The organism is Streptomyces sp. SID10853, from assembly GCF_010548145.1.
GTDB lineage: Bacteria > Actinomycetota > Actinomycetes > Streptomycetales > Streptomycetaceae > Streptomyces.
The window spans coordinates 1-21,764 of record NZ_JAAGLN010000113.1 but is presented as its reverse complement, the minus strand read 5'-3'; the positions used below and the strand labels follow the sequence as shown (position 1 = coordinate 21,764).

At 68.1% G+C, this 21,764-nt stretch carries 29 protein-coding genes; 14 read left to right on the top strand and 15 right to left on the bottom strand.

The window, feature by feature from the left end:
- From G3I19_RS21080 to G3I19_RS21055, 6 genes are all read right to left on the bottom strand, one after another.
- A partial coding sequence (locus G3I19_RS21080) for a GvpL/GvpF family gas vesicle protein (protein ID WP_164265232.1) occupies positions 1 to 605 on the bottom strand: 605 nt, incomplete at its 3' end.
- Positions 602 to 955 (bottom strand): gas vesicle protein, encoded by a 354-nt coding sequence (locus G3I19_RS21075; RefSeq protein ID WP_343235161.1) that lies wholly within the window; start codon positions 953 to 955, stop codon positions 602 to 604. The genes G3I19_RS21080 and G3I19_RS21075, both read right to left, overlap by 4 nt.
- Positions 952 to 1,233, bottom strand: a complete 282-nt coding sequence (locus G3I19_RS21070; RefSeq protein WP_164265231.1) for a gas vesicle protein GvpG — start codon at positions 1,231 to 1,233, stop codon at positions 952 to 954. The genes G3I19_RS21075 and G3I19_RS21070 overlap by 4 nt, the downstream gene beginning before the upstream one ends.
- A 1-nt stretch (position 1,234) precedes the next feature.
- Complete coding sequence (locus G3I19_RS21065) at positions 1,235 to 1,975, bottom strand: GvpL/GvpF family gas vesicle protein (protein ID WP_164265230.1); 741 nt, start codon at positions 1,973 to 1,975, stop codon at positions 1,235 to 1,237.
- Positions 1,976 to 1,978: 3 nt separating this feature from the next.
- The gene (gene gvpJ, locus G3I19_RS21060; RefSeq protein ID WP_239074632.1) at positions 1,979 to 2,443 is read right to left on the bottom strand and encodes a gas vesicle protein GvpJ; all 465 of its coding nucleotides are present in this window, start codon (positions 2,441 to 2,443) and stop codon (positions 1,979 to 1,981) included.
- A gap of 84 nt (positions 2,444 to 2,527) precedes the next feature.
- Positions 2,528 to 2,851, bottom strand: coding sequence for a gas vesicle protein (locus G3I19_RS21055; protein ID WP_164265228.1), 324 nt, complete (start codon positions 2,849 to 2,851; stop codon positions 2,528 to 2,530).
- A 240-nt stretch (positions 2,852 to 3,091) separates the two neighbouring features.
- On the opposite strand from G3I19_RS21055, the gene G3I19_RS21050 reads away from it, so the two are divergent.
- From G3I19_RS21050 to G3I19_RS21040, 3 genes are all read left to right on the top strand, one after another.
- Entirely contained in the window at positions 3,092 to 3,556 is a 465-nt protein-coding gene (locus G3I19_RS21050) for an Asp23/Gls24 family envelope stress response protein (RefSeq protein ID WP_164265227.1), read from the top strand.
- 168 nt (positions 3,557 to 3,724) lie between these two features.
- Positions 3,725 to 4,378: a hypothetical protein gene (locus tag G3I19_RS21045; protein WP_164265226.1), complete on the top strand. Its 654-nt coding sequence runs from the start codon at positions 3,725 to 3,727 to the stop codon at positions 4,376 to 4,378.
- A 5-nt stretch (positions 4,379 to 4,383) separates the two neighbouring features.
- A complete protein-coding gene (locus G3I19_RS21040) occupies positions 4,384 to 5,385 on the top strand; it encodes an SRPBCC family protein (RefSeq protein ID WP_164265225.1) in 1,002 nt (333 codons plus the stop codon).
- 176 nt (positions 5,386 to 5,561) lie between these two features.
- Here the strand turns inward: G3I19_RS21040 and hppD are convergent, their stop codons facing one another.
- Positions 5,562 to 6,707 (bottom strand): 4-hydroxyphenylpyruvate dioxygenase, encoded by a 1,146-nt coding sequence (gene hppD / locus G3I19_RS21035; RefSeq protein WP_164265224.1) that lies wholly within the window; start codon positions 6,705 to 6,707, stop codon positions 5,562 to 5,564.
- Between the two features lie 144 nt (positions 6,708 to 6,851).
- Between hppD and G3I19_RS21030 the strand changes: the two genes are divergently transcribed.
- The 5 genes from G3I19_RS21030 (at position 6,852) to G3I19_RS21010 (ending at position 11,172) form a co-directional block, all read left to right on the top strand.
- Entirely contained in the window at positions 6,852 to 7,334 is a 483-nt protein-coding gene (locus G3I19_RS21030; RefSeq protein ID WP_164265223.1) for an Lrp/AsnC family transcriptional regulator, read from the top strand.
- Positions 7,331 to 7,978: an ABC transporter permease gene (locus tag G3I19_RS21025; RefSeq protein ID WP_164265222.1), complete on the top strand. Its 648-nt coding sequence runs from the start codon at positions 7,331 to 7,333 to the stop codon at positions 7,976 to 7,978. The genes G3I19_RS21030 and G3I19_RS21025 overlap by 4 nt, the downstream gene beginning before the upstream one ends.
- 76 nt (positions 7,979 to 8,054) lie before the next feature.
- Positions 8,055 to 9,281: a betaine/proline/choline family ABC transporter ATP-binding protein gene (locus tag G3I19_RS21020; protein ID WP_343235162.1), complete on the top strand. Its 1,227-nt coding sequence runs from the start codon at positions 8,055 to 8,057 to the stop codon at positions 9,279 to 9,281.
- Complete coding sequence (locus G3I19_RS21015) at positions 9,278 to 10,189, top strand: ABC transporter permease (RefSeq protein ID WP_164265220.1); 912 nt, start codon at positions 9,278 to 9,280, stop codon at positions 10,187 to 10,189. The genes G3I19_RS21020 and G3I19_RS21015 overlap by 4 nt, the downstream gene beginning before the upstream one ends.
- The gene (locus tag G3I19_RS21010) at positions 10,189 to 11,172 is read left to right on the top strand and encodes a glycine betaine ABC transporter substrate-binding protein (RefSeq protein WP_164265219.1); all 984 of its coding nucleotides are present in this window, start codon (positions 10,189 to 10,191) and stop codon (positions 11,170 to 11,172) included. The genes G3I19_RS21015 and G3I19_RS21010 overlap by 1 nt, the downstream gene beginning before the upstream one ends.
- Before the next feature lie 59 nt (positions 11,173 to 11,231).
- On the opposite strand, the gene G3I19_RS21005 is transcribed toward G3I19_RS21010, so the two are convergent.
- The 3 genes from G3I19_RS21005 to G3I19_RS20995 form a co-directional block, all read right to left on the bottom strand.
- On the bottom strand, positions 11,232 to 12,020 hold the full coding sequence (locus tag G3I19_RS21005) for a S16 family serine protease (RefSeq protein WP_164265218.1): 789 nt from the start codon (positions 12,018 to 12,020) through the stop codon (positions 11,232 to 11,234).
- Positions 12,021 to 12,244: 224 nt separating this feature from the next.
- Positions 12,245 to 12,886 (bottom strand): helix-turn-helix domain-containing protein, encoded by a 642-nt coding sequence (locus tag G3I19_RS21000; RefSeq protein WP_164265217.1) that lies wholly within the window; start codon positions 12,884 to 12,886, stop codon positions 12,245 to 12,247.
- A 305-nt stretch (positions 12,887 to 13,191) separates the two neighbouring features.
- On the bottom strand, positions 13,192 to 13,698 hold the full coding sequence (locus G3I19_RS20995) for an ATP-binding protein (RefSeq protein ID WP_164265216.1): 507 nt from the start codon (positions 13,696 to 13,698) through the stop codon (positions 13,192 to 13,194).
- Positions 13,699 to 13,876: 178 nt separating this feature from the next.
- Here G3I19_RS20995 and G3I19_RS20990 point away from each other — a divergent pair, with 178 nt between their 5' ends.
- The 3 genes from G3I19_RS20990 (at position 13,877) to G3I19_RS20985 (ending at position 15,665) form a co-directional block, all read left to right on the top strand.
- Positions 13,877 to 14,791: a helix-turn-helix transcriptional regulator gene (locus tag G3I19_RS20990; protein WP_164265215.1), complete on the top strand. Its 915-nt coding sequence runs from the start codon at positions 13,877 to 13,879 to the stop codon at positions 14,789 to 14,791.
- Entirely contained in the window at positions 14,748 to 14,882 is a 135-nt protein-coding gene (locus tag G3I19_RS37590; RefSeq protein ID WP_343235160.1) for a DUF397 domain-containing protein, read from the top strand. The genes G3I19_RS20990 and G3I19_RS37590 overlap by 44 nt, the downstream gene beginning before the upstream one ends.
- A 321-nt stretch (positions 14,883 to 15,203) precedes the next feature.
- Positions 15,204 to 15,665 carry a DDE-type integrase/transposase/recombinase gene (locus G3I19_RS20985; protein WP_164265214.1) on the top strand — a complete coding sequence of 154 codons (462 nt, stop codon included), beginning with the start codon at positions 15,204 to 15,206 and terminating at the stop codon, positions 15,663 to 15,665.
- 312 nt (positions 15,666 to 15,977) lie between these two features.
- On the opposite strand, the gene G3I19_RS20980 is transcribed toward G3I19_RS20985, so the two are convergent.
- Positions 15,978 to 16,394, bottom strand: a complete 417-nt coding sequence (locus G3I19_RS20980; protein ID WP_164265213.1) for a hypothetical protein — start codon at positions 16,392 to 16,394, stop codon at positions 15,978 to 15,980.
- Between the two features lie 7 nt (positions 16,395 to 16,401).
- On the bottom strand, positions 16,402 to 17,313 hold the full coding sequence (locus G3I19_RS38315) for a nucleic acid/nucleotide deaminase domain-containing protein (RefSeq protein ID WP_343235159.1): 912 nt from the start codon (positions 17,311 to 17,313) through the stop codon (positions 16,402 to 16,404).
- A 150-nt stretch (positions 17,314 to 17,463) separates the two neighbouring features.
- On the opposite strand from G3I19_RS38315, the gene G3I19_RS38310 reads away from it, so the two are divergent.
- The 3 genes from G3I19_RS38310 to G3I19_RS20970 all read left to right on the top strand — a co-directional run bounded on the left by G3I19_RS38310 (position 17,464) and on the right by G3I19_RS20970 (position 19,045).
- Positions 17,464 to 17,739, top strand: a complete 276-nt coding sequence (locus G3I19_RS38310) for a hypothetical protein (RefSeq protein WP_343235158.1) — start codon at positions 17,464 to 17,466, stop codon at positions 17,737 to 17,739.
- 485 nt (positions 17,740 to 18,224) lie between these two features.
- The gene (locus G3I19_RS38305; protein ID WP_343235157.1) at positions 18,225 to 18,482 is read left to right on the top strand and encodes a hypothetical protein; all 258 of its coding nucleotides are present in this window, start codon (positions 18,225 to 18,227) and stop codon (positions 18,480 to 18,482) included.
- Positions 18,470 to 19,045: a Na+/H+ antiporter NhaC family protein gene (locus tag G3I19_RS20970; RefSeq protein ID WP_343235156.1), complete on the top strand. Its 576-nt coding sequence runs from the start codon at positions 18,470 to 18,472 to the stop codon at positions 19,043 to 19,045. The genes G3I19_RS38305 and G3I19_RS20970 overlap by 13 nt, the downstream gene beginning before the upstream one ends.
- A 73-nt stretch (positions 19,046 to 19,118) precedes the next feature.
- Here the strand turns inward: G3I19_RS20970 and G3I19_RS20965 are convergent, their stop codons facing one another.
- The 3 genes from G3I19_RS20965 to G3I19_RS20955 form a co-directional block, all read right to left on the bottom strand.
- Positions 19,119 to 20,900 carry a DEAD/DEAH box helicase gene (locus G3I19_RS20965; RefSeq protein ID WP_164265211.1) on the bottom strand — a complete coding sequence of 594 codons (1,782 nt, stop codon included), beginning with the start codon at positions 20,898 to 20,900 and terminating at the stop codon, positions 19,119 to 19,121.
- A 117-nt stretch (positions 20,901 to 21,017) separates the two neighbouring features.
- On the bottom strand, positions 21,018 to 21,398 hold the full coding sequence (locus G3I19_RS20960; protein WP_164265210.1) for a type II toxin-antitoxin system death-on-curing family toxin: 381 nt from the start codon (positions 21,396 to 21,398) through the stop codon (positions 21,018 to 21,020).
- Entirely contained in the window at positions 21,395 to 21,595 is a 201-nt protein-coding gene (locus tag G3I19_RS20955; protein ID WP_164265209.1) for a ribbon-helix-helix protein, CopG family, read from the bottom strand. The genes G3I19_RS20960 and G3I19_RS20955 overlap by 4 nt, the downstream gene beginning before the upstream one ends.
- Positions 21,596 to 21,764: the final 169 nt, after the last annotated feature.

Genomic DNA, 21,764 nt, shown 5'->3' with positions numbered 1-21,764 from the left:
ACGCGCCCGGCCGCGGCCAGTGCGTTGTCCTGGCGCAGTTCCCGCTGCTGCCGCAGACCGCGCAGCCGGTTCAGATAGCCGCGGCCCGTCTCCGGCGCGGGGGCATGGGCTCGGGCGGGGGTGTGCGCGGCGGCGGGCGGCCCGGTCGTGGCGCCGGGCTGCGCCAGATAGACCTTGACGGCCCACTCCACCCGTCCGGCGACGCGGTCGAGCGCCGCCCGGAAGCGTTCCTGGTTCGCGCCGAGTGCGGCGGTCGCACGCTCGTCCCCCAGATAGAGGGTGGCCAGCGGGAGCGGCACCGTGGGGCCTCCGTCGGCGGCGGCGGTGACGACGTCGTGGTGGGTCCGCGCACAGCGTTCGAGTTCGGCGGGGTCGGTGAGCCGCTCCCGCAGGGCGCTCTCGGAGAAGGCGTCCGCCGGTACGTCCTGCACCACGGCCCGCAGCGAGCCGACGTTCAGGAAACGCAGGGGGCCGCCTCCGGGGTGTCCGGCGGCGGGCCCCGGACGGGCGGGGCGGTCGGGACCGCAGACGGCGAAGACGTACGTGGCCGGGGAGCCGGCGCTGTCGTGCGGTACGGGCGGGCGGTGCGGGGACACGGCGGTCATCGGCGGCGCAGTTCCCTTCGGCTGCCGGGTTCCCCGGCGTCGTCGCCCTCCAGTTCCTGGAGGCGTTCGCGCAATTTCTGGTTCTCCTCGGACAGCGCGTCGTGCGCGGCCCGCGAGGAGAGTGCGGGGTCGGTCTCCCACCAGTCGATGCCCGCCTTCTTCGCCGTCTCCACGGACGAGACGAACAGGCGCAGCCGGATGGTCAGCAGTTCGATGTCCAGCAGATCGATCTTGATATCGCCCGCGATGACGATGCCCTTGTCCAGGACGCGTTCCAGGATTTCGGCCAGGTTGGCCGTGCTGGGTGCGCGTGTGACGGGCTCCGAGTCCCAGCTGTCCACTTCCGTCACGGGGTGCCCCCTGTTCCCGGTGCCATCGGCGCCGACGCTGTGGTGCGGTGCGGTCTCCTTCTGTCGAGCAGGTCCAGCAGCCGCTCCTCCTCCAGCTCGAACTGCGCCAGACCGATCTCACCGTCGTCCAGGGAGCGGTTCAGCGCGGCCAGTTGGGCACGGATCACCCCGGGGTCGTGCAGCTCCTGCTCGGCCGCATCGACCATCCGGTCGGAGATCCACACCACGCCGCGTACCGGTGCCAGCGGGAGGAGCAGTACGCCGGAGATCAGCCCCATGTCAGACCCTGGCCGGTGCGGATTCCGGGACCACGAAGCTGTAGCAGGGCAGCGGCCCGGTGAGCCGGAGGTCCAGGCGGTCCGGATGGGCGGCGGCACAGCGCTCGACGACCGCGCGGAAGTCGGCTTCGCGGCGCCGCGGGACGAGGAAGGAGATGTTCAGGACGCAGCCTTCGACTTCCGGCCCGGGGCGCATCTCGTCGGCCAGCTCCGCGCACTGGGCGGGCAGCAGGGCCGCGGCCGCAGTGGCCCTGCGCCGCAGCCCGGCCGAAACGGCCTCACCCAGACGGATGTTGGCCTCGTACCCGGGCCTGCGGCGGGCCTCCTCGCGGGCCCTCCGGACCACGGGGTCCTCCCGGATCAGCGCGGCCAGGTTGTCCTGGACCGGCATGACCTTGACGTTCATCTCCACGCGTGCGTCGAGCCGTTCGAGGATCGCGGTGTGCTCGCCGCCGCGCGCCGCGACGTCGGACAGCACCGTGGACTCGTCCGGCGCGACCACCCCGAAGCGCATCGGCAGCACCGGCCCCGCCTCGGCGAGCTCCAGCAGCAGATCCTGGTGTGCCATGAGATCGCGGCGGCGGGCCCTGAGCCCCGGAGGGGCCGCACTGACCACGACGGCCAGTTCACCGGCCGGCAGCAGCCGGATCTCGGCGGGCGGGTCGCCGACGCCCCTGGCATCCGCGGGGAGCGGATGTGCGCCGCCCACGATGCCGTACACGTACATGCCTGTCCCGGCCATCGGTCAGCTCTCCTCCTTGTGACGGCGCGTACGGCCGCTGTCGGCGCTCCGCGAACGGCTCGCCTTGTGGCGGCGCGGCCGTTCCTCTTCCCGCGCCTCGTCATCGTCGTCGTCATCGCCGTCGCCGACTCCGACGGCCTTCTTCACCTTGTCGCCCACGGAATGCGCGGCCTTCTTGGCGCCGGCCTTCCCGGCGCTCTTGGCCATGCCGCCGCCGAAGAGTTCGGGCACTGTCCTGCTCGTCGTGTCGTTCTCCAGATCGAGCCGGTTGCAGGCTTCCGCGAACCGGAGATAGGTGTCGACGCTGGCCACCACGATGCGCGCATCGATCTTCAGGATTTCGATGCCGACCAGGGACACCCGTATGAAGATGTCGATGACCATGCCGCGGTCGAGGATGAGTTCCAGGACGTCATAGAGCGTGCCGGCACGGGGGACGCGGACAATTTCCTCGCTGTATGTACTCAAGGGAGGACCGTCTTTCCGGATTGTCTTGATCGCGGGTGACGTCTTCGTCACCGGCGGTATCTTGGTCTCGGGCATCGGAAGCTCTCAATCGTCTGCCTGGCCACGGCGGTAGCGCCGGACTCTGCGGTATTCCAGCAGGGCCCCCTGCTCATCGATGTCCACTTGGTACGTGGCCAGCAGGCTGGTCGTATCGGGAATGCGCGGGAGTTCGAGTACGTCCACGTCGACATGCCAGCCGCCATCGGTCCGCGATACGGCGGAGACGCCTTCGGTCCTGTGACTGATCAGCTTCCGCAGGCTCAGGCACGCGCGTTCGGCCGCGTCCTCCGCGCCCTTCACCTGCTTTCTGGCCGCGCCGGAAGAAGCGGATCTGGAGGTCCCGGATTTCCGGGCACGCTGTTCTGCCATGTCCGTCATTCTGTGAAGTGCCCGGGCGCCCCGCACGCGGGGTGGACCGAAAGGCTGGCGGCGGCCCCGCGCCCTTTACCAGTCTTCGGCGCGCCCAATCAGAATCCACCCGAATGGCGTCCTGCCGGGGGCCGGAGGACATTGGGATGAGAGGGGCGTACCGCGATGCCGGTCAGCACCGGCCGGCCGCTTCCGGTCGCCCTCACCGACGCCGGCCTTCTTCTCACTGGAGGATTTCCCATGGCCAGTAACGACAGCACCGGCAGCACCCACTCGACCACTCTGGGCAACAGCGGCGACAGCGCCGGCACCCGGGGCACGACCACCATCGCGGACACGGTCGTCGCGACCATCGCGGGCATAGCGGTCCGCGAGACCGACGGTGTGTACGCGGTGGGCGGCAGCGCCTCCCGCGCCATCGGATCGGTCCGCGACAGGGTCTCGAAGACACCCGCGCCCAGCAGGGGAGTCAAGGTCGAGGTCGGGGAGACCCAGGCCGCGATCGATGTCGAGGTCATCGTGGAGTACGGCGAGCCGATCGCGGACGCCGCGAAGGAGATCCGCAGCCGGGTGACGGACGCGGTGGAGACGATGACGGGTCTGGAGGTCGTCGAGATCAACATCAAGGTCTCCGACGTGCACCTGGCCGGATCCGACGACGACGAGGACGAAGAGGACAGCGAACCGAGCGGGCGGGTGCGCTGAGGCAGTAGCTCGCTCATCTCCGGGCAGCCGGACGGGGGTGCGCGGAGCGGCGCCGGGGGCCGCCCACAGGGCTGGGGTTTCTCCGCGCCCTGCTCCCGCTCCGCACCCTCACCGGATGCCTGTGCCGGAGTGGAACAGCGGCGATTCAGCTCTGATTGAGGAGCGCTCATGGAAAACAGCACGAAGGTCTCACTGACCGCTGCCGTTGCGGCTGGTTATGTCCTCGGGCGGACGAAGAAGGGGAAGCTGGCCATTGGCCTTGCTTCCCTGGTGGCGGGTCAGCAACTGCCGCTCAATCCGCGGGACATGATCAGCATGGGCGCGCGGAAGCTGGCGGAGAATCCACAGGTTGCTCCGTTGATCGAGCAGGTACGGGGTGAAGTGCTGACCGCCGGGCGTACGGCCCTGTCGGCGCAGGCGAACCGCCGCCTCGAATCCGTCGCCGACGCACTCCAGCAGCGGACCAGTGCCCTGCTGGAACAGCCGGGCGAAGAGGAAGAGAACGAAGAAGAGGACGAGGACGAGGAGTACGCGGAAGAGGACGAGGAAGAGCCCGCGGAGGAGGAAGCCGAAGAGGAAGAAGGGGACGAGGGGGAGGAAGAAGAAGAGCCGCCCCGTCGTCCTGCGAAGCGGCCCGCGGCGAAGAAGCCTCCCGCCAAGAAGGCGCCGGCGAAAAAGGCACCGGCCAAGAAGTCCGCGTCCGCACCCGCCAAGAAGAAACCCGCGAAGAAGGCGGCGGCGAAGAAGACAGCGGCCAAGAAGGCTCCGTCGAAGAAGGCTGCCGCCAAGAAGACTTCGAGCCGTAACAGCCGTAGGAGGTAGCTCTCATGGCCAAGCAGGAGGACGCACCTACGGACCAGGGAATGTCCGCCCTCGACCGGGTCAAGGACGAGCTTTCCAGCTATATCGGCGCCCAGGGGCAGCGGTTGATCGATTCGGCCGGCGGGAAACTCTCGGATCTGGCGGAGGGGCTTGGAGATTCCGACGGCGACGGCGGCGGGGGCCTCCTCGACGTCGGGAAACGCGTCATGGGCGGTGAGAACCCCGTCAAGGCATTCGTGGGCGAGAAGGCCGGCGCCATGAAGGACAAGGCGGTGGACTCGGTCAAGAGCGCTTTCGGCGGCGGTGGCGGCAGCAGTAAGGCCGGCAGCCCCAAGGTTATGAACATTATCGAGACCATCGACGTCGGAAAGCCGCTGCGCACGGTGTACGACCGATGGGCCGAGATCGAGGAATTCAGCTCGTTCACCAAGGGCGTCACCGGTGTGAAGCAGTCGGACGAGATCGAGAGCGACTGGAAACTCAAGGTCGCCTTCTCCAACCGCAGTTGGAAGGCCACCGTGCAGGAGCAGGTGCCGGACGACCGCATCCTCTGGACGTCCGAGGGCGCCAAGGGCACGACCCGCGGCGCCATCACCTTCCATGAACTGGCCCCGAGCCTGACCCGTGTCGTCGCCGTCGTCGAGTACACGCCATCCGGCTTCTTCGAGAAGACCGGCAACCTCTGGCGCGCCCAGGGCCGCCGGCTGCGCCTGGACCTCAAGCACTTCCAGCGTTACGTGACCCTGACCGGGGACGACGAGGAAGTCGAAGGCTGGCGCGGAGAGATCCGCGACGGCGAGGTCGTCCGCAGCCACGAGGAGGGCCTTGAGGACGACGAGGACCAGGGGGACGGAGAGGAAGAGGAAGAGGAGGAGGGGGACGAGGAGTACGAGGACGAGGAAGAAGAAGACGAGGACGGGAACGGGGAGGAGGGTGACGACGAAGGCGAGGAAGAAGAGGACGACGACGCGTACGAAGACGACGAGGAGGACGAGGACGAACGCTGATGCGGCAGAGAGATGGGCGGGGGCCGGAAGAATTCCCGGCCCCCGCCCATCACGCGCCCGCTGGACCACTCAGGTCAAGCCACGCAACCGCTCAGCCGCTCCACTCACAGCCAAGCTGCCAGTCACGCAGCCACCGAGCCGCTCAGCCCGCCCAGAGCGCAGCCCGCTCAGCCCGCTCACAGATTCCCGCGCCGCTCCTGCTCCCGCTCGATCGCCTCGAACAGCGCCTTGAAGTTCCCCTTGCCGAAGCCCATCGATCCGTGCCGCTCGATCATCTCGAAGAAGACCGTCGGCCGGTCCTGGACCGGCTTCGTGAAGATCTGCAGCAGATAGCCGTCCTCGTCGCGGTCGACCAGGATCTTCTCCTGCCTGAGGGTCTCGACGGGGACACGGGTCTCGCCCGCCCACTCCCCCAGCGTGTCGTAGTACGAGTCGGGCGTGTCCAGGAACTGGACGCCCGCCGCCCGCATGGCGCGGACCGAACCGACGATGTCGTTCGTCGCGAGCGCGATGTGCTGGACACCGGCGCCGCCGTAGAACTCCAGGTACTCGTCGATCTGCGACTTCTTCTTCGCGACCGCCGGCTCGTTGATCGGGAACTTCACCTTGAGCGTGCCGTCGGCGACGACCTTCGACATCAGGGCGGAGTACTCGGTGGCGATGTCGTCGCCCACGAACTCCTTCATGTTCGTGAAGCCCATGACCTTGTTGTAGAAGGCGACCCACTCGTTCATCTTGCCGAGTTCGACGTTGCCGACACAGTGGTCGATGGCCTGGAACGTGCGCCGGGCCGGCGGCTCGACGATCGGGTCGGCGGCCGCGTACCCGGGCAGGTACGGGCCGTCGTAGCCGGTGCGCTCCACCAGCGTGTGGCGGGTGGTGCCGTAGGTGGCGATGGCGGCCAGGACCACCGTGCCGTGGTCGTCCTTGACCTCGTACGGCTCCTGGAGGCCGGTGGCGCCGTGCGCGGTCGCGTAGGCGTACGCGGCGCGGGCGTCCGGCACCTCGATGGCGAGGTCCACGATGCCGTCGCCGTGCTCGGCGACATGGCCGGCGAGGAAGCGGCCGTGGTCGGTCGCGGGCTTGATGACGGAGGTGAACACGAAGCGGGCCGAGCCGTTCGTCAGGACGTAACTTGCGGTCTCGCGGCTGCCGTTCTCCGGTCCGGAGTAGGCGACGAGCTTCATGCCGAAGGCGGTCGCGTAGTAGTGCGCGGCCTGCTTGGCGTTGCCGACGGCGAAGACGACCGCGTCCATTCCCTTCACCGGGAAGGGGTCGGCCTCACGCGCGGTGTCCGGGGTGTGCTGGGTGGTCTCAGTCATGGGGGAAGCGTCCCGCCGTATCGCAAGGTGCGCAATAGTTTGTGATTTTGCTGGGCAATCTGTTCAGTACGGGACCAGGATGGGCGGTCCATCTGTACAGGGTGACCACAGCCCGGTGGCATCCGTGAGCGGCGGGAGCCACGCGTGGGCATCGACGAACTGGACGGCCGGCTGATCGTGCTGCTGGCCCGCGAGCCCCGGATCGGGGTGCTGGAGGCGTCCCGGCGGCTCGGCGTGGCGCGCGGGACCGTACAGGCGCGGCTCGACCGGCTCCAGTCGCATGGAGTAATCCGGGGATTCGGCCCCGAGGTCGATCCGGCGGCCCTCGGGTACCCGGTGACAGCCTTCGCGACGCTGGAGATCAAACAGGGCCAAGGGGCCGATGTTCGGGCGCACTTGAGCGGGGTGCCCGAGGTGCTCGAACTGCACACCACGACCGGTCACGGGGACATGCTCTGCCGTCTGGTGGCCCGGTCGAACGCGGATCTTCAACGGGTGATCGACCTCGTCGTGGGTTTCGATGGCATTGTGCGCGCCTCCACGGCGATCGTCATGGAAAACCCTGTGCCTCTGCGGATCATCCCGCTGGTGGAGCAGGCGAGCCGAGGAAGGGGCCCCGAGGGATGAATTTCTGGGAATACCTCGGCAACCGCTATCAGCAGTTACTGGCCGACGCGGGCCAGCACGCGAGCGCGGTGTTCCAGGCGATGGTCATCGCGACCGCGCTGGGGGTGCTGATCGGCGTCCTGTCGTACCGCAAGGAGTGGGCGGGCAACGTCGCCGTCGCCACGACCTCGTCGATCCTGACCATCCCCTCGCTGGCCATGATCGGTCTGCTGATCCCGATCGTCGGCCTCGGTGTCGCGCCGACGATGATCGCCCTGGTGCTGTACGGGCTGCTGCCGATCGTCCGCAACACCATCGTCGGGCTGCGCGGGGTGGACGAGGACCTGGTGGACGCGGCCACCGGGATCGGGATGTCCCGGATCAGCCGGCTGCTGCGGGTGGAGCTGCCGCTGGCCTGGCCGCCGATCCTCACCGGCATCAGGGTCGCCACCCAGATGCTGATGGGGATCGCCGCCATCGCCGCCTTCGCGTCGGGGCCCGGCCTCGGTAACCAGATCTTCCGCGGGATCTCCAGCCTCGGCAGCGCCAACGCGCTCAACGAGGTGCTCTCCGGCACGCTCGGGATCATCATCCTGGCGCTGCTTTTCGATGCCGCGTACGTCCTGATCGGACGCCTGACCATTTCGAGGGGTATCCGTGCCTGATCACGCAGAGCCCGCTCAAGCACGTACGGAGAACCCCGCCGAGGCCCGCACGGAGAACGCCGTCACCGGCGCCACCATCCAGCTGGAGAACCTCTCCAAGCACTACTCGGGGACCCCGCTGCCCGCCGTGGACAGCGTCAGCATGGACATCGCGGCCGGTGAGATCGTGATCCTGGTGGGTCCTTCGGGGTGCGGGAAGTCCACCACGCTGCGGATGATCAACCGGCTGATCGAGCCCACCTCCGGGGTGATCAGGATCGGCGGCGAGGACGTCACCGGCATCGACCCGGTGAAGCTGCGCCGCAAGGTCGGTTACGCGATCCAGTCGTCCGGCCTCTTCCCGCACATGACGGTCGCCGACAACATCGCCCTCGTACCGAAGATGATCGGCTGGTCCAAGCAGCGGGTGAAGGACCGGGTCGAGGAGATGCTCGATCTCGTCGGGCTCGACCCGCGCGAGTACCACGGCCGCTATCCGCGCCAGCTCTCCGGCGGCCAGCAGCAACGGGTCGGTGTGGCAAGGGCGTTGGCTGCCGACCCGCCGGTACTGCTGATGGACGAGCCGTTCGGCGCGGTGGACCCGATCACCCGCGACCACCTCCAGGACGAGCTGATCAGGCTCCAGCACGAGCTGCACAAGACGATCGTGTTCGTCACCCATGACTTCGACGAGGCGATCAAGCTCGGCGACCGGATCGCGGTGCTGCGTGAGCAGTCACACATCGCCCAGTTCGACACCCCCGAGGCGATCCTCACCAACCCGTCCGACGACTTCGTCTCCGGTTTCGTCGGGGCGGGCGCCGCCCTCAAGCGGCTGAACCTGACCCGCGTACGGGAGGTGGAGATCGCCGACTTCCCGACGGCGACGATCGACGACCCGCTGGAGTCCATCTTCACCCTGCTGCGCACCGGCAGTACGAACGAGGTGCTGCTCCTCGACAAGAACCGCCGCCCCTACAAGTGGCTGCGGCGCGGCGATCTGATGCGGGCCCGCGGCTCGCTGGCGCGCGCCGGGACGCTCGTACACGACCATGTGACCCGGGACGCGACGCTGCGCGACGCGCTGGAGGCGGTGCTGACCGACAGCGGCGGGCGGACCGCGGTGACCGGCCGCAGGGGCGAGTTCATCGGCGTCGTCACCATGGAGACGCTGATGAACTCGGTGCACGAGATGCTGGAGGCCGACCGGCTCGCCGCGCTGGAGCACCAGCAGGATCTGGCGGATCTGCGCGCGCAGCAGACCCACGCGCTCCAGGAAGGTGTGTCCGGCGGTGTGGCCGGCGCACGGGAGGACCCGTCGTGAGCTCCGAACAGCGGCGCCCGCCGCAGCGGCCGCACGGGGAACACGAGGTCCGGGGTCTCGCGTTCCGCGACGAACAGGCCGAGCAGGCCGAACAGGACGAGCGCACCGGGTCCGAGGGGGCCGGGACCGGGCAGGGCCTGACGGCCGCGCCCCGGCCCCTCGGCCGCAGGCCGGTGCGCCGGCTGACCTGGCTCAAGCTGCTCTTCATGCCGGTGCTGCTGGCCGTCGTGGTCGGCGCGACCCTGATCTGGATCACCAACGCGGACCTGGACTCGATCTCGCGGAACTCGCTGGCCCACGACGCGACCCAGACCGCCCTGTGGCAGCACATCCAGCTCACCGCGATCTCCACCTTCTTCGTACTGATCATCTCGATTCCGCTGGGCATCGCGCTGACCCGCAGTGCGCTGCGCAGGGCGTCGCCGTACGTGGTGGCGCTCGCCAACATCGGCCAGGCGACCCCCGCGATCGGGCTGCTCGCCCTGCTGGTGATCTGGCTGGGAACCGGCCGGGAACCGGCGCTGATCGGCATCACGATCTACGCCGTGCTTCCGGTCCTCAGCAACACCATCGCGGGCCTGCGCGCCACCGACCCGGGACTGATCGACGCGGCGCGCGGCATCGGGATGTCGGCGCCCGGTGTGCTGTTCCGGGTGGAGCTGCCGCTGGCCGTACCGCTGATCCTGGCGGGGGTGCGGACCGCGCTGGTGCTCAATGTGGGCACGGCCACACTGGCCACGTTCGGCGGTGGCGGCGGCCTCGGGGACCTGATCAACGCCGGGATCACCAACCAGCGGATGCCGGTGCTGATCCTGGGCTCCGTACTGACCGTGGCGCTGGCGCTGCTGGTGGACTGGCTCGCGTCGATCGCCGAAGTGCTGCTGCGGCCGCGCGGACTGGAGACGTGATGCGCGTACGGACGACGCTCGCAGCTGCCGGGGCCGGTGTCCTGGTGGGGGCGGCCGCGCTGTCGGGGTGCGGGCTGACCAGTGGCAGCCCGATGGTCGACGATGTGAAGCCGGGGTCGATCGGGCGGGGGCTGCCGCTGAAGGGGGCCAGCCTGACGGTCACGTCCAAGCAGTTCACCGAGCAGATCATCCTGGGCCAGATGATGGGGCTCGCGTTCAAGGCGGCCGGTGCGTCGGTCCTGGACCGGACGGACATCCAGGGGTCGATCGGTGCGCGTGAGGCGGTCAAGTCCGGTTCGGCGGACGGGATGTACGAGTACACGGGCACGGCCTGGATCACCTACCTCGGCCATACCAAGCCCATCCCGAGCCCGCAGAAGCAGTGGCAGGCGGTGCACGACGCGGACCTCAGCAACGGCATCACCTGGCTGCCGCCCGCGCGGCTCAACAACACGTACGCACTCGCGGCGAACAAGAAGAACGCCGAGAAGTACCACCTCAAGGACCTCTCCGACGTGGCCCGGCTGGCGAAGCAGAACCCGTCGGCGGCGACGGTCTGCGTCGAGGCGGAGTTCGCCGTACGCAACGACGGACTGCCCGGGGTGGAGAAGGCGTACGGCTTCTCGATCCCGCCGTCGCACATCAGGAAGATGGACAGCGGGGTGGTCTACACCCAGGTGTCAGGCGGCAAGACCTGCACGCTGGGCGAGGTGTTCACGACGGACGGCCGCATCCCGCATCTGGGGCTCAAGGTCCTCACGGACAACAAGAAGTTCTTTCCCAACTACAACGCGGCGCCGGAGATGTACAGCAAGGCGATGAAGGAGCACCCGGCCATCGCGAAGGTGCTCGACCCGATCACGAAGAAGCTGACGACACAGGTCGCGCAGCAGCTGAACGCGAAGGTGGACGTGGAGGGTCAGGACCCGCACGAGGTGGCGAAGGCGTGGCTGATCAAGGAGGGCTTCATCAAGAAGGGGTGACGGGGGGCGGCGAGGTCGGCCGGGCAGCAGCTCCGGAGGAGTCAGCGAGACCGGCCGGGTCAGCAGCTCGGGAGGGAGCCGCCCTTCTTCAGCGTCGCCAGGACCGACACCGTGCCCTTGAGCGTGGTGACCGGGATCAGCCGCAGCCCGTGCGGAAGCTTCGACTTGGCGTCCGCGCACTCGGCCTTCGGTACGAGGAAGACGGTGGCCCCGTCCCGGGCGGCGGACTGCGTCTTCAGCGCCACTCCCCCGACCGCGCCGACCTTCCCCGCCGCGTCGATGGTCCCCGTACCCGCGATGGTCCGGCCGCCGGTGAGATCGCTGCCCGCGCCGTCACCGTCCAGCTTGTCGATGATGCCGAGCGAGAAGAGCAGCCCGGCGCTGGGCCCGCCGACATCCGCGAGGTGCAGACCCACCTTGACCTTGTCCGGGCTGTCGCCGAGATAGGAGAGCGCGGCCTCGGTCGCGGCGTCCTGCGAACCCTTCATCTCGTCGAGGTTGTGCTGCTCGATCTGGGCGTCGCTGCCGCCGCCCGGGTAGACGGCGTCGCGCGGCATGACCGCGCGGTCGGTACGGAACCAGCCGTCGATCACCTGCCCGAGATCGATGTCCGTGGACGGCCCGGTCGCCTCGATGGTCACCATCCGCAGCTGCCCGGACGTCTTCCGCACGGGCGCGCCGGAGATGCTGATCACCGGCTGCCCCTTGTCGTCACCGAGCACATTGGCGGTCAGCCCCGGCTGCGCCACCGAGAACGGCAGCGGCGCGAAGGCGGCCGTACCGAGCAGGGCAAGCACCAGGACGGCACAGACGGCAAGGACACGAGAGCGCGGATCACGGAGGAGCACGAAGCCAATCTATCGGGCGGCGCGCAGCGGACTGCCCCGGCGGGTGGGGGCAGGGACCGCGGTCCGGATCCGGCACAGCAGCCCGGTCAAGCCCGTCCTGGGGTCCCCCGGACGAAGTCTGGAAGTCTGGGGGAGATTGAGGACCGGGGTCCGGGCAGAGCCCCGAGCCCGCCGTGGCCGCAGCGGCCCCAGCAGCCACGGCGGCCCCGGCCCAGCCCCCCCTGTCACCGCAACGCCTCCGCCACCTCCCGCGCCGCGTCGACCACCCGCGGCCCCACCTCTTCCGGTATCGAATCGGCGAGCATCACCACTCCCACGCTCCCCTCCACCCCGGTCACCCCGACCAGTGGCGCGGCGGCGCCACTCGCGCCGGCCTCCAGTTCGCCATGGGTGAGCGTGTAACCGGGCCCGTCGGGCAGCCCCTGCCGGGAGGCGAGGATCGCGCGCCCGGCGGCGCCCCGGTCCAGCGGATGGCGGAAGCCGGCCCGGTACGCCACGTGGTAGTCCGTCCACGTCGGTTCGACCACCGCGACAGCGAGCGCGTCCGAGCCGTCGACGAGCGTGAGGTGCGCCGTCGCACCGATGTCCTCGGCGAGCGAGCGCAGCGCGGGCAGCGCCGCTTCCCTGACGAGCGGGTGCACCTGGCGGCCCAGGCGCAGCACACCGAGCCCGACCCTGGCGCGGCCCCCCAGGTCGCGGCGGACGAGGGTGTGCTGTTCCAATGTGGCGAGCAGTCGGTAGACGACCGTGCGGTTGACCCCGAGTTTGTTGGACAACTCGGTGACGGTCAGCCCGTGGTCGGTGTCTGCGAGCAGTTTGAGGACGCGGAGTCCCCGGTCGAGCGTCTGAGAAGTCTCGGCGGTCACGACGCCCACTCCTTACGTGGTAGTCGCGGCGGCTCACCACGAAAGTCACGGCGCCGGTTCCCGTCGGCGACGCGCGCAGCGGCCGCCGGCAGGCCAGGGCACCGGCTGCGCTCCGAGGCGGCTCTGCCACGGGGCGTATGCGTTGCCGGGACAGTAGCGAGCCGGTCCGCTCAGCGGAAGGGTAAGTCCAGAATCCGGGCAGTCGGTACGAGGTATGACCTGATTGCAACGAAATGACCGCAGACCGTGACCGGATTCCCTTCCCTTATCGTCGCCTTCTTTATGCCGAGCTTTTACCTTCGCGGTTACGGGGTGGCGACCACGTCCGCCCACACCGTCTTCCCGACAGGTACGCGAGGCTCCCATCCCCAGCGGTCGGCGAGGACATCAACGAGAAGCAGACCGCGACCCGATTCCTCCTCGGCCGCAGGGGCGGCAGCCCGAACCGGCAGCCGATCCGCAGATGCGTCGGAAACCTCGATACGGAACCGGCTCGCCCGCCCGTCAAAAGCGACGAGCAGATGGAAGTCGCGCCCGGGCGCCCGGCCATGCCGCACGGCATTCGCGGCAAGCTCCGCGACCAGCAGGGCCACGGTGCACGACGCGTCCGACATCGGAGGAAACCCCCACTCCCCCAGATGCCTCACGGCGATCCGCCGGGCAAGCCGGGCACCTCGCGGTGACGACGCGAACTGCCTGGAGAGAAACCGTCGTTGAGGTTCAGGGGCAGCCGGACCCGGCCCGTCCGACTGCGCGGCCTCTCCCGTCCTCTTCTTCGACCCCTCACCCGGCGCGGTCTCTGGTTTCAACATGGTGTGGCCCTCCCGGGCGGTCGATCCTTCACGCGTCCCGCAGAGTGCGGCAGTCGTGACGTTCCGTACTCAAGAATCGACCGCTGGCCCTAGGCTCGAAAGGTGACGAAGCCTTACCTTCCCGGTCGTAAAGAACGGAAGTGCCGTCTTGGCCAGACCAATTGACCCCCAGACCTCGATGGCCGCGCTCTTCGGCTCACGGGTGCGCAAGCTCCGTACGGCGGCGGGACTGACCCAGGTCGAACTGGGCGATATGACGCACGTGGTGAGCACCCGCATCACCCAGATCGAGCGCGCATCCGGTGCGAAACCGACACGCGAGCTGACACAGGCACTGGACACCGCCCTGGTGGCGGACAACCTGCTGATCGACTTGTGGCCGTACGTGTACAGGGAGACGTTCCCTGACTGGTCGAGGGCGTTCATGGGACACGCGGCACGGGCGGCTTCGATCCGCGAGTACGCATCGCACGCGGTGCCGGGCCTGTTGCAGACCCGGGAATACGCACGGGCACTTCTGAGCGTCGGCCGCTCCCTCAAGAGCGAGGAACACCTGGAGGAACGGATCACGGCCCGAATGGAACGCCAGGAACGCCTCACTGGGCCCGATACCCCCGAGCTGTGGGCAGTTCTCGACGAGGCGGTCCTACGACGTCCTGTCGGCGGCCCGGCTGTCATGCGGGCGCAGTTGAACCGCCTACTGGAGACGGCCGATGAACCTCATATCACCGTGCAGGTGCTGCCGTTCGACCAGGGCGAGCATGACGTGATGGGTGGCTCTCTCACCGTTCTCGGCCTGCCGGACGGCACCGAGGTCGCATACACGGAGGGCGCGCATTACGGCCAGCTGATCGAGGAACCGGAAGAAGTCAGGCGCTTCGCGGTGACCTACGATCAACTGCGGGCAGTGGCGCTGCCCCCACTCATGTCACTGGACATGATCCGATCCGTCATGGAGGGCAACCACCGTGAAGCGAGTGTCCCGTCTCGATCTGACCGCCGCCGCCTGGCGCAAGAGCAGCTACAGCAATCAGGAGGGCGGCAACTGCGTGGAAGTGGCGGACGGATTCCCCGGCGTCGTCCCCGTCCGTGACAGCAAGCACCCGGACGGCCCCGCCATGGCATTCCCCACGGCCTCCTGGACCGCATTCATAACCGGCCTGAAGACGAGCAACGACCGCTAGGAGCGCCCGGCGCGCCCGCACCAGACCACACAACACCCGTGCGCGGCAGAGACAGCAACAGTCTCTGCCGCGCACGACTTGTTCAGGGGTCCCTAACGTCGCGCTTTCGTGAGGTCTGCTGTCCGGTAGGCGGTCAGAACAGCAGAAAGTGCCTCTAACCTGCGAGAATTACGAACCAGCGGTCAACCACCTACATGGCCAACCTCCAAGTCCTGCTGGGCGTACGAAACGCCGAGGTTAGTGAGGACTGGATCGTGACCCAGGTCCCTGGCGGCTACCAGCTTAGTGAGGTTCCCCCGAGATGCGGGAGAAGTTCGACCGTTGTGGCTCTCCGCGATCCGGGACGCATTCTCCCGCCGGGTGGTCGCGTGGGAGACCTCCGTCCACGCGGACGCCGACCTGGTCCTGACCACGCTGGAGTACGCGCTCGCGTCTCGCGAGGCCGAGCCGGGCAAGCTCATCCATCACGCCGACCACGGCTGTCAGTACACGTCCACCAAGCTCACAACCCGGCTGACGCGGAATGGAGTTGAGGCGTCCATAGGCTCCGTCGGGAACTCGTACGACAACGCCCTCGCGGAGAACCTCTGGATGCCCATCAAAACCAAGGGCCTCCGTAGCCACACCTTCACCACGAGGGCCGAGGTGAATCTCGCGGTCCTCGAGTACATCGACGGCTTCTACAACTCCCGCCGCATCCAGAACGGCTCGGCTTCCTCAGCCCGATCGAGTTCGAGGAGAAGCACTACGCCGAGCAGGCGACGGCCGAACCAACGAATCTGAACACCCATCAACCCCTGATGACCAGCTGATCAGCACCTCCCGCATGACGGGGGAACCTCACAAAGACAACTTCACGAAGAGTGCCTGAGCATGGACACCAAGCACATTTATGCCCAGGACGTACCGGTCAAGCTGCGAACCTTCGACTGCAAGCCCAACAAGCGGCAGACCTGGCTGATCGGGCGGCTCTCCGTAGGACTGCCCGCGCCACACCGCCGCGTGACGACAGCGCCCATCAGAGATAAGTCCCGGATCAGCCTCGCTGTCACCCATATAGAGCGGTGTCAGCGAGGCCGGCGAATGGGATCAGGTCTAAGAGTCCTTTATGAAGACCCCACGACCGTAAATGTGCCCGTCAGTTTTTTCAGTATGGAATCCCGCCGAAGCAAGGATTCCCAGAAGGGCATTCTGCATACACGCATGGATGGTTTCGTGATGGCGAACCAGGTAAGGCGGATCCGAAGGATCGACTCCGGCTACCAAAAGGTCCACAACGGCATCTTTTAGTTCCGCCTCTGTGTGCCATTCCACCAACACGCCCCCGACAACAAGGGGGTCCACGTAAACTGTTGCCCCAGCCCCGCCTTCGGACTCTTCTCCTTCTCCGGCCCGGTAAACGGGAATTCCGGCTTGGGCGATTGCGCGGCAAGCTTCGCCAGCCACGGAGTTGCGCTGGGCGATGATATCTGACGCAGCTCTCGGCGCCAGATCGAAACCGTGCTCGGTCATGGGTCTTTTACTTCTCTTCCCATTGATGGTCTGAGAGGGAGCGCGCCAAGCGCCCCCCGCCGGCCTCTTTGATATAAAACGCCAGCAATTCCTTCGCCCCACCCTCCATGCCGGGAGGGTAGGGGACCGACCAGGTGACTGGCGTGCCCACCTTAAGGGCTGCCGCCAATTCGGAGGCACAAGCTCCACAAGGTTGCCGCTCAGTGTACAGAGCCGTGATCTGGTGAGGGTCGACACCCTTTGCTGCGAGCTTGTCCAGGAGCGCTGTCTCCGAGTGACCGGAGAAACCACTGCTCGCGACAACTAGGTCTCCGGTCTTGGGGTCGTTCCACCCCGGCACCTTGGCGACGGCAACATTATGCGACGCCCCGTAGTAACCGGACTCCATTCTGAACTTGTAAGCCATGTGGCCCAGTTCATCGCTGTTGTAGCCGATCAGGCCCGTGGGGCATCCCTCGCCGGCTACCGACGCTCGGGAAACCAGAGGCGCACGAACCCGGTTCCTGATGCAGAAGTCAACGAGTTCGTCGAGCCCCTTGAATCCGATACGTGCGACGACGTCCTCGGGGAGGCCGAGTGTGCGTAGCGCGTTGTAGGCATCGGCGAAGCCGATGCCGGTCCTGGCGGCGGCGTCCACCGCCCTGACGGCGTCGGCGATGGGCCGGAGTATTTTGCCCGCGAACAGGGAAGTGACGTCCAGGGCCGCCCAGGCGCAGCCGCTCCAACTGCCGTTCTTACCACCGGGCATGAGCTGGGCGCATTTGATCCAGCTGCCGAAGAGGATGTCGACGGGGTCGATGTTCTCCTGGTATTCCGCGATCGTGATGGTGTGGGTGACCGTCTGGGACAGTTCCTTGGTCGGGTACTGACCCAGGTAGATGGTCTCTGCGGAAGGGCACGTGTACTTCTGTGCGTCCAAGTCCTGTGCGGTGCACAGGTACAGATCGATGATCGCCTTGTACCGGATATTCGCGGTGATCGTGCAGTCGCCCTTGTAGAAGAGCTTGTCGATAATGCCGTCGCAGCCGTCTGTCTTCTTGACGACCTCCGGATCTCCGACCTTCTCGATGTGGTCGATGACGTAGAACGTGTTACCGATGGAGCCACCATCTGCATCGGGGATGGTCCCGGTGTCGATCTGCTTGGCCTTCGCGGCTTTTTCGGCTCTGTCGGCGGCGTCCTGGGCGTCCTTGGCGTACTTGGCGGCGTCCTTCGCGGCCTGTTCGGCTTCGGTCGCTGCGGTGTCGGCGCGGTCGGCCGCTGCTCGTGCGTCCTTGGCGTCCTGCTCGGCCTGGGTGGCGGCGGTGCGTGCAGCCTCTGCGTCGAGTGCTGCTTGGTCGGCTGAGTCGCGGGCGTTCTTGGCGTAGCCTTCGGCGCGGCCTGCTGCGTTGTCGGCTGCGGTTGCGTCGGCGGTGGCCTGGTTGTCGTAGGTGATGGTGCGGGCCAGTGCTGCGGTTGCCTTGGATGCGGCGGTGGCGGCGTCGGCTGCGTAGCTGAGGGCGTCCTTGGCGTAGGTGCGGGCGTCGGCCGCGTATCCGGCGGCGTTGGCGGCTGACTGGTAGGCGGCCTTGGTGTCGGCCCCTGCCTGGTCGGCGAGGGCCTTGGCGGTGGCGGCTTCCTCCAGTGCGTTCTTGGCGTGGGCGTCGGCAACCGCCTTCTGCTGTTCGGCGATGGTCTTGGATGCCTGCCCGGTCAGTACGACCAGGCTCGCGGCCGAGTCCGTGGTGACGTAGGGGAGCCGAGCTGGATCGCGTCGTTCGCCGGTTTGGCGACCTGGGCTGCGCCGTCACCGGCGTCATCGCCCGGTGGCTCGGCGTCACCTGGGACGAGATGCTCACCGGCATCCGGTCGAAGATCGACGACGCGATGCCGGCGCTGCTGATCCTGATCTCCATCGGCATGCTCATCGGCACCTGGACCCTGAGCGGAACGATCCCCATGATCGTCGACTGGGGGCTCAAGGCCATCCAGCCCTCGTGGATCGTGGTGCTGGCGTTCGCGGGGATCCTGGGAGCGCCGTCTTCCAGGGCTTCTCCCTCCAGCAGGTCGCCGCTTCCGCGTCGACCGGCTTCACCGTGTCGATGCTGAGCGGCCACGGCGGCATCGACCCCCAGCACCTGTCCACGGCGGCGGGCACGCTCCTCAACCGCGGTGGCATGGCATCGATGGCGTCGACCATGCTGATCGGCCTCGCCGGCTTCGCCTTCGCGGGCATCCTGACCGAGACCGGCTGCCTGGACGTCCTGATGCACCGGCTGCTCACCAAGGTCCGCCGCACGGGCGGGATCATCCTCGCCACCGCGCTGACCTCCGTGGGCACCGCGCTCTCCATGGGGGTCTCGTACCTGACGATCATCGTGCCGGGCCAGGCGTTCCGGGACATCTACCCCGAGCGCGGCCTCGCCCCGAAGAACCTGTCGCGCACCCTGGAGGACTCCGGCACGGTCTTCGTACCCCTGGTGCCGTGGACCGAGGCCGCCACCTACATGTCCACGACCCTGGGCGTCGCCACCACGGCGTACGCGCCGTACGCGTTCCTCAACTACTTCGGCGTGATCATCGCCGTGATCTGCGGCTACACCGGGATCGGCATCGCCCGCCAGGAGCCGGTACGCAAGGCCGCCGAGGTGCCGGTCCCTGCTGCCGCCTGAGGGAGAGCCACGGGACGGGCGGCACCTGCCCCGGACCCCTTGCCCACCGGCGCCGCCCCAGGGGGCCCGGGCGTCACCGCATCCGCGTCGCCCACTCCTGGACCTTCGTGATCCGTTCCTTCAGCTGGCCCGCGGTCGCTTCCGCGCTCGGCGGGCCCCCGCAGGTGCGGCGCAGTTCCGTGTGGATCACGCCGTGCGGTTTGCCGCTCTGGTGGGTGTAGGCGGACACCATCGTGTTGAGCTGCTTGCGCAGTTCGAGCAGTTGCTTGTGGGTGACGACCGGGCGGGCTTCGGCGGCCTTCTCCAGCAGGTCGGCCTCCTCGGCCGGCTTCTGGCGGCTGTGTGCGATCTGCCGGGTCTGCCGCTTCTGGAGGAGCAGTTGCACCTGGTCCGGCTCCAGGAGGCCGGGGATGCCGAGGTAGTCCTGCTCCTCCTCGCTGCCCGGGTGGGCCTGCATCCCGAACTCGGCGCCGTCGTACAGCACCCGGTCGAAGACCGCGTCGGATTCGAGTGCCTCGAAGGGCAGTTGCTCCTCGGTCTCCTCGTCCTCCGGCTTCTCCGCGTCGGCGAGGAGCTTGTCCTCCTCCGCGAAGGGTTTCTCGTCGTCGCCGCCCTTCTTGGGCTTGTCCAGTACGTGGTCCCGCTCGACCTCCATCTCGTTCGCGAAGTCGAGGAGCATCGGGATCGTCGGCACGAAGACGGACGCGGTCTCGCCGCGCCTGCGGGAGCGTACGAAACGGCCAACGGCCTGGGCGAAGAAGAGCGGCGTGGAGATCGTGGTGGCGTACACACCGACGGCCAGGCGCGGTACGTCGACGCCCTCCGACACCATCCGGACCGCGACCATCCAGCGGGACTCGTCGGCGGCGAACTGGTCGATCTTCTTCGAAGCGGCCTTCTCGTCGGAGAGGACGACCGCCGGCCGGTCGCCGGTGATCTTGCGGAGGATCTTGGCGTACTCGCGGGCGGTGTCCTGGTCGGAGGCGATCACGAGCCCTCCGGCGTCCGGGATGCCCTTGCGTACCTCGGTGAGGCGCTGGTCGGCGGCGCGCAGCACGTTCGGGATCCACTCACCGGTCGGCGCGAGCGCGGTGCGCCATGCCTGGCCGATCGCGTCCTTGGTCATCGGTTCGCCGAGCCGGGCGGCGATCTCGTCGCCCGCCTTGGTGCGCCAGCGCATGTTGCCGCTGTAGCTGAGGAAGATCACGGGGCGGACGACGCCGTCGGCGAGCGCGTTGCCGTAGCCGTACGTGTAGTCGGCGGATGAGCGCCGGATGCCGTCGTTGCCCTCCTCGTACGAGACGAAGGGGATCGGGTTGGTGTCCGAGCGGAACGGCGTGCCGGTCAATGCGAGCCGCCGGGTCGCCGGGTCGAACGCCTCCTGGCACGCCTCGCCCCAGGACTTGCTGTCGCCCGCGTGGTGGATCTCGTCCAGGATCACCAGGGTCTTGCGCTGCTCGCAGCGGTTGCGGTGCAGCATCGGGCGTACGCCGACACCGGCGTAGGTGACCGCGACGCCGTCGTACTCCTTGCTGACGGGCCCCGCGCTGTAGTCCGGGTCGAGCTTGATCCCTATCCGGGCCGCGGCCTCCGCCCACTGCTTCTTCAGGTGCTCGGTCGGCGCGACGACCGTGATCTGCTGCACGACGTGGTGGTGCAGCAGCCAGGACGCGAGGGTCAGCGCGAAGGTGGTCTTCCCCGCGCCGGGCGTCGCGACCGCGAGGAAGTCACGGGGCTGCTCATGGAGGTAGCGCTCCAGAGCGCCTTCCTGCCAGGCGCGCAGCTTGCTGGCGGTGCCCCAGGGGGCACGGCCGGGGAAGGCGGGTGAGAGGTGGTGGGAGGCGGTAGTAGTCACGGTCTCCGTCGGTTCTCAGAGGTGCACGGGGCGGCGGTACGACAACCGGGCCACCCTACCTGTGGCCCGGTCGGACCCTCGCGCGAACGGCACCACCCGTGAGCGATGAGACCCGGCTCACTCGGCCAGGGCGCGCAGCTCCTGGGAGATCTCCTTGACCTCTTCCGTACGCCCGGCGGCCACCGCGACCACCAGTCGCTCGGCCGCGTCGATGTCGGGCCGCAGCTGCACGCCGTTCATGGCCAGGAAGACGACGCAGGACACCCAGGCCGTGCGCTTGTTCCCGTCGATGAAGGGGTGGTTGATGGCCAGCGACTGGAGCAGCGAAGCCGCCTTGTCGAACAGGTCGGGGTACGCCTCCTGACCGAACATCGACGCCGATGGCCGGTGCACGGCCGATTCGAGAAGCCCGGCGTCCCGGATGACGATGTCCTGGTCATCGACGGCACGGTCCGCGATGGCCAGGCCGTCGTCGGCCGTCAGGTATACGTGACTCACTTGAGCCGCTCCATCAGCTCGGACCACTTGGCGACCTGCTCCCTGGCCGTTTCGCGCACGATGGCCTCATGGGCGGTCCTGGCCAGGTATTCGTCCACGGCCCGGAGCAGCAGGGCGTGCATGCTGGTGCCTTCCTGCTCGGCACGCTGCTTGAGCGCTTCGGTCTGGTCGTCACGGAGACGCAGGTTGGTGGCCATACCAAAACGGTACCAACCGTGGGGTCAAAGTGGTACCGCTCAGCTGGTCCGCAACCGCGTGGCCACCCAGGCCCCCGCCAGCGCCACCGCCGCCATCGGCAGGAACACCGCGGCGAACGCGGCCGGGTGCGCGGCGGACGCGCCGTCGTGCAGGGCGCCCACCGCTCCC

Excerpts from the sequence above, each read along its gene's own strand:
- G3I19_RS21070 (WP_164265231.1), bottom strand. The coding sequence starts at position 1,233 with ATGGGGCTGATCTCCGGCGTACTGCTCCTCCCGCTGGCACCGGTACGC.
- G3I19_RS21065 (WP_164265230.1), bottom strand. The coding sequence starts at position 1,975 with ATGGCCGGGACAGGCATGTACGTGTACGGCATCGTGGGCGGCGCACAT.
- G3I19_RS21055 (WP_164265228.1), bottom strand. The coding sequence starts at position 2,851 with ATGGCAGAACAGCGTGCCCGGAAATCCGGGACCTCCAGATCCGCTTCT.
- G3I19_RS21050 (WP_164265227.1), top strand. The coding sequence starts at position 3,092 with ATGGCCAGTAACGACAGCACCGGCAGCACCCACTCGACCACTCTGGGC.
- G3I19_RS21045 (WP_164265226.1), top strand. The coding sequence starts at position 3,725 with ATGGAAAACAGCACGAAGGTCTCACTGACCGCTGCCGTTGCGGCTGGT.
- G3I19_RS21040 (WP_164265225.1), top strand. The coding sequence starts at position 4,384 with ATGGCCAAGCAGGAGGACGCACCTACGGACCAGGGAATGTCCGCCCTC.
- hppD (WP_164265224.1), bottom strand. The coding sequence starts at position 6,707 with ATGACTGAGACCACCCAGCACACCCCGGACACCGCGCGTGAGGCCGAC.
- G3I19_RS21025 (WP_164265222.1), top strand. The coding sequence starts at position 7,331 with ATGAATTTCTGGGAATACCTCGGCAACCGCTATCAGCAGTTACTGGCC.
- G3I19_RS21010 (WP_164265219.1), top strand. The coding sequence starts at position 10,189 with ATGCGCGTACGGACGACGCTCGCAGCTGCCGGGGCCGGTGTCCTGGTG.
- G3I19_RS20995 (WP_164265216.1), bottom strand. The coding sequence starts at position 13,698 with ATGTTGAAACCAGAGACCGCGCCGGGTGAGGGGTCGAAGAAGAGGACG.
- G3I19_RS20990 (WP_164265215.1), top strand. The coding sequence starts at position 13,877 with ATGGCCGCGCTCTTCGGCTCACGGGTGCGCAAGCTCCGTACGGCGGCG.
- G3I19_RS20980 (WP_164265213.1), bottom strand. The coding sequence starts at position 16,394 with ATGACCGAGCACGGTTTCGATCTGGCGCCGAGAGCTGCGTCAGATATC.
- G3I19_RS38305 (WP_343235157.1), top strand. The coding sequence starts at position 18,225 with ATGCTCACCGGCATCCGGTCGAAGATCGACGACGCGATGCCGGCGCTG.
- G3I19_RS20955 (WP_164265209.1), bottom strand. The coding sequence starts at position 21,595 with ATGGCCACCAACCTGCGTCTCCGTGACGACCAGACCGAAGCGCTCAAG.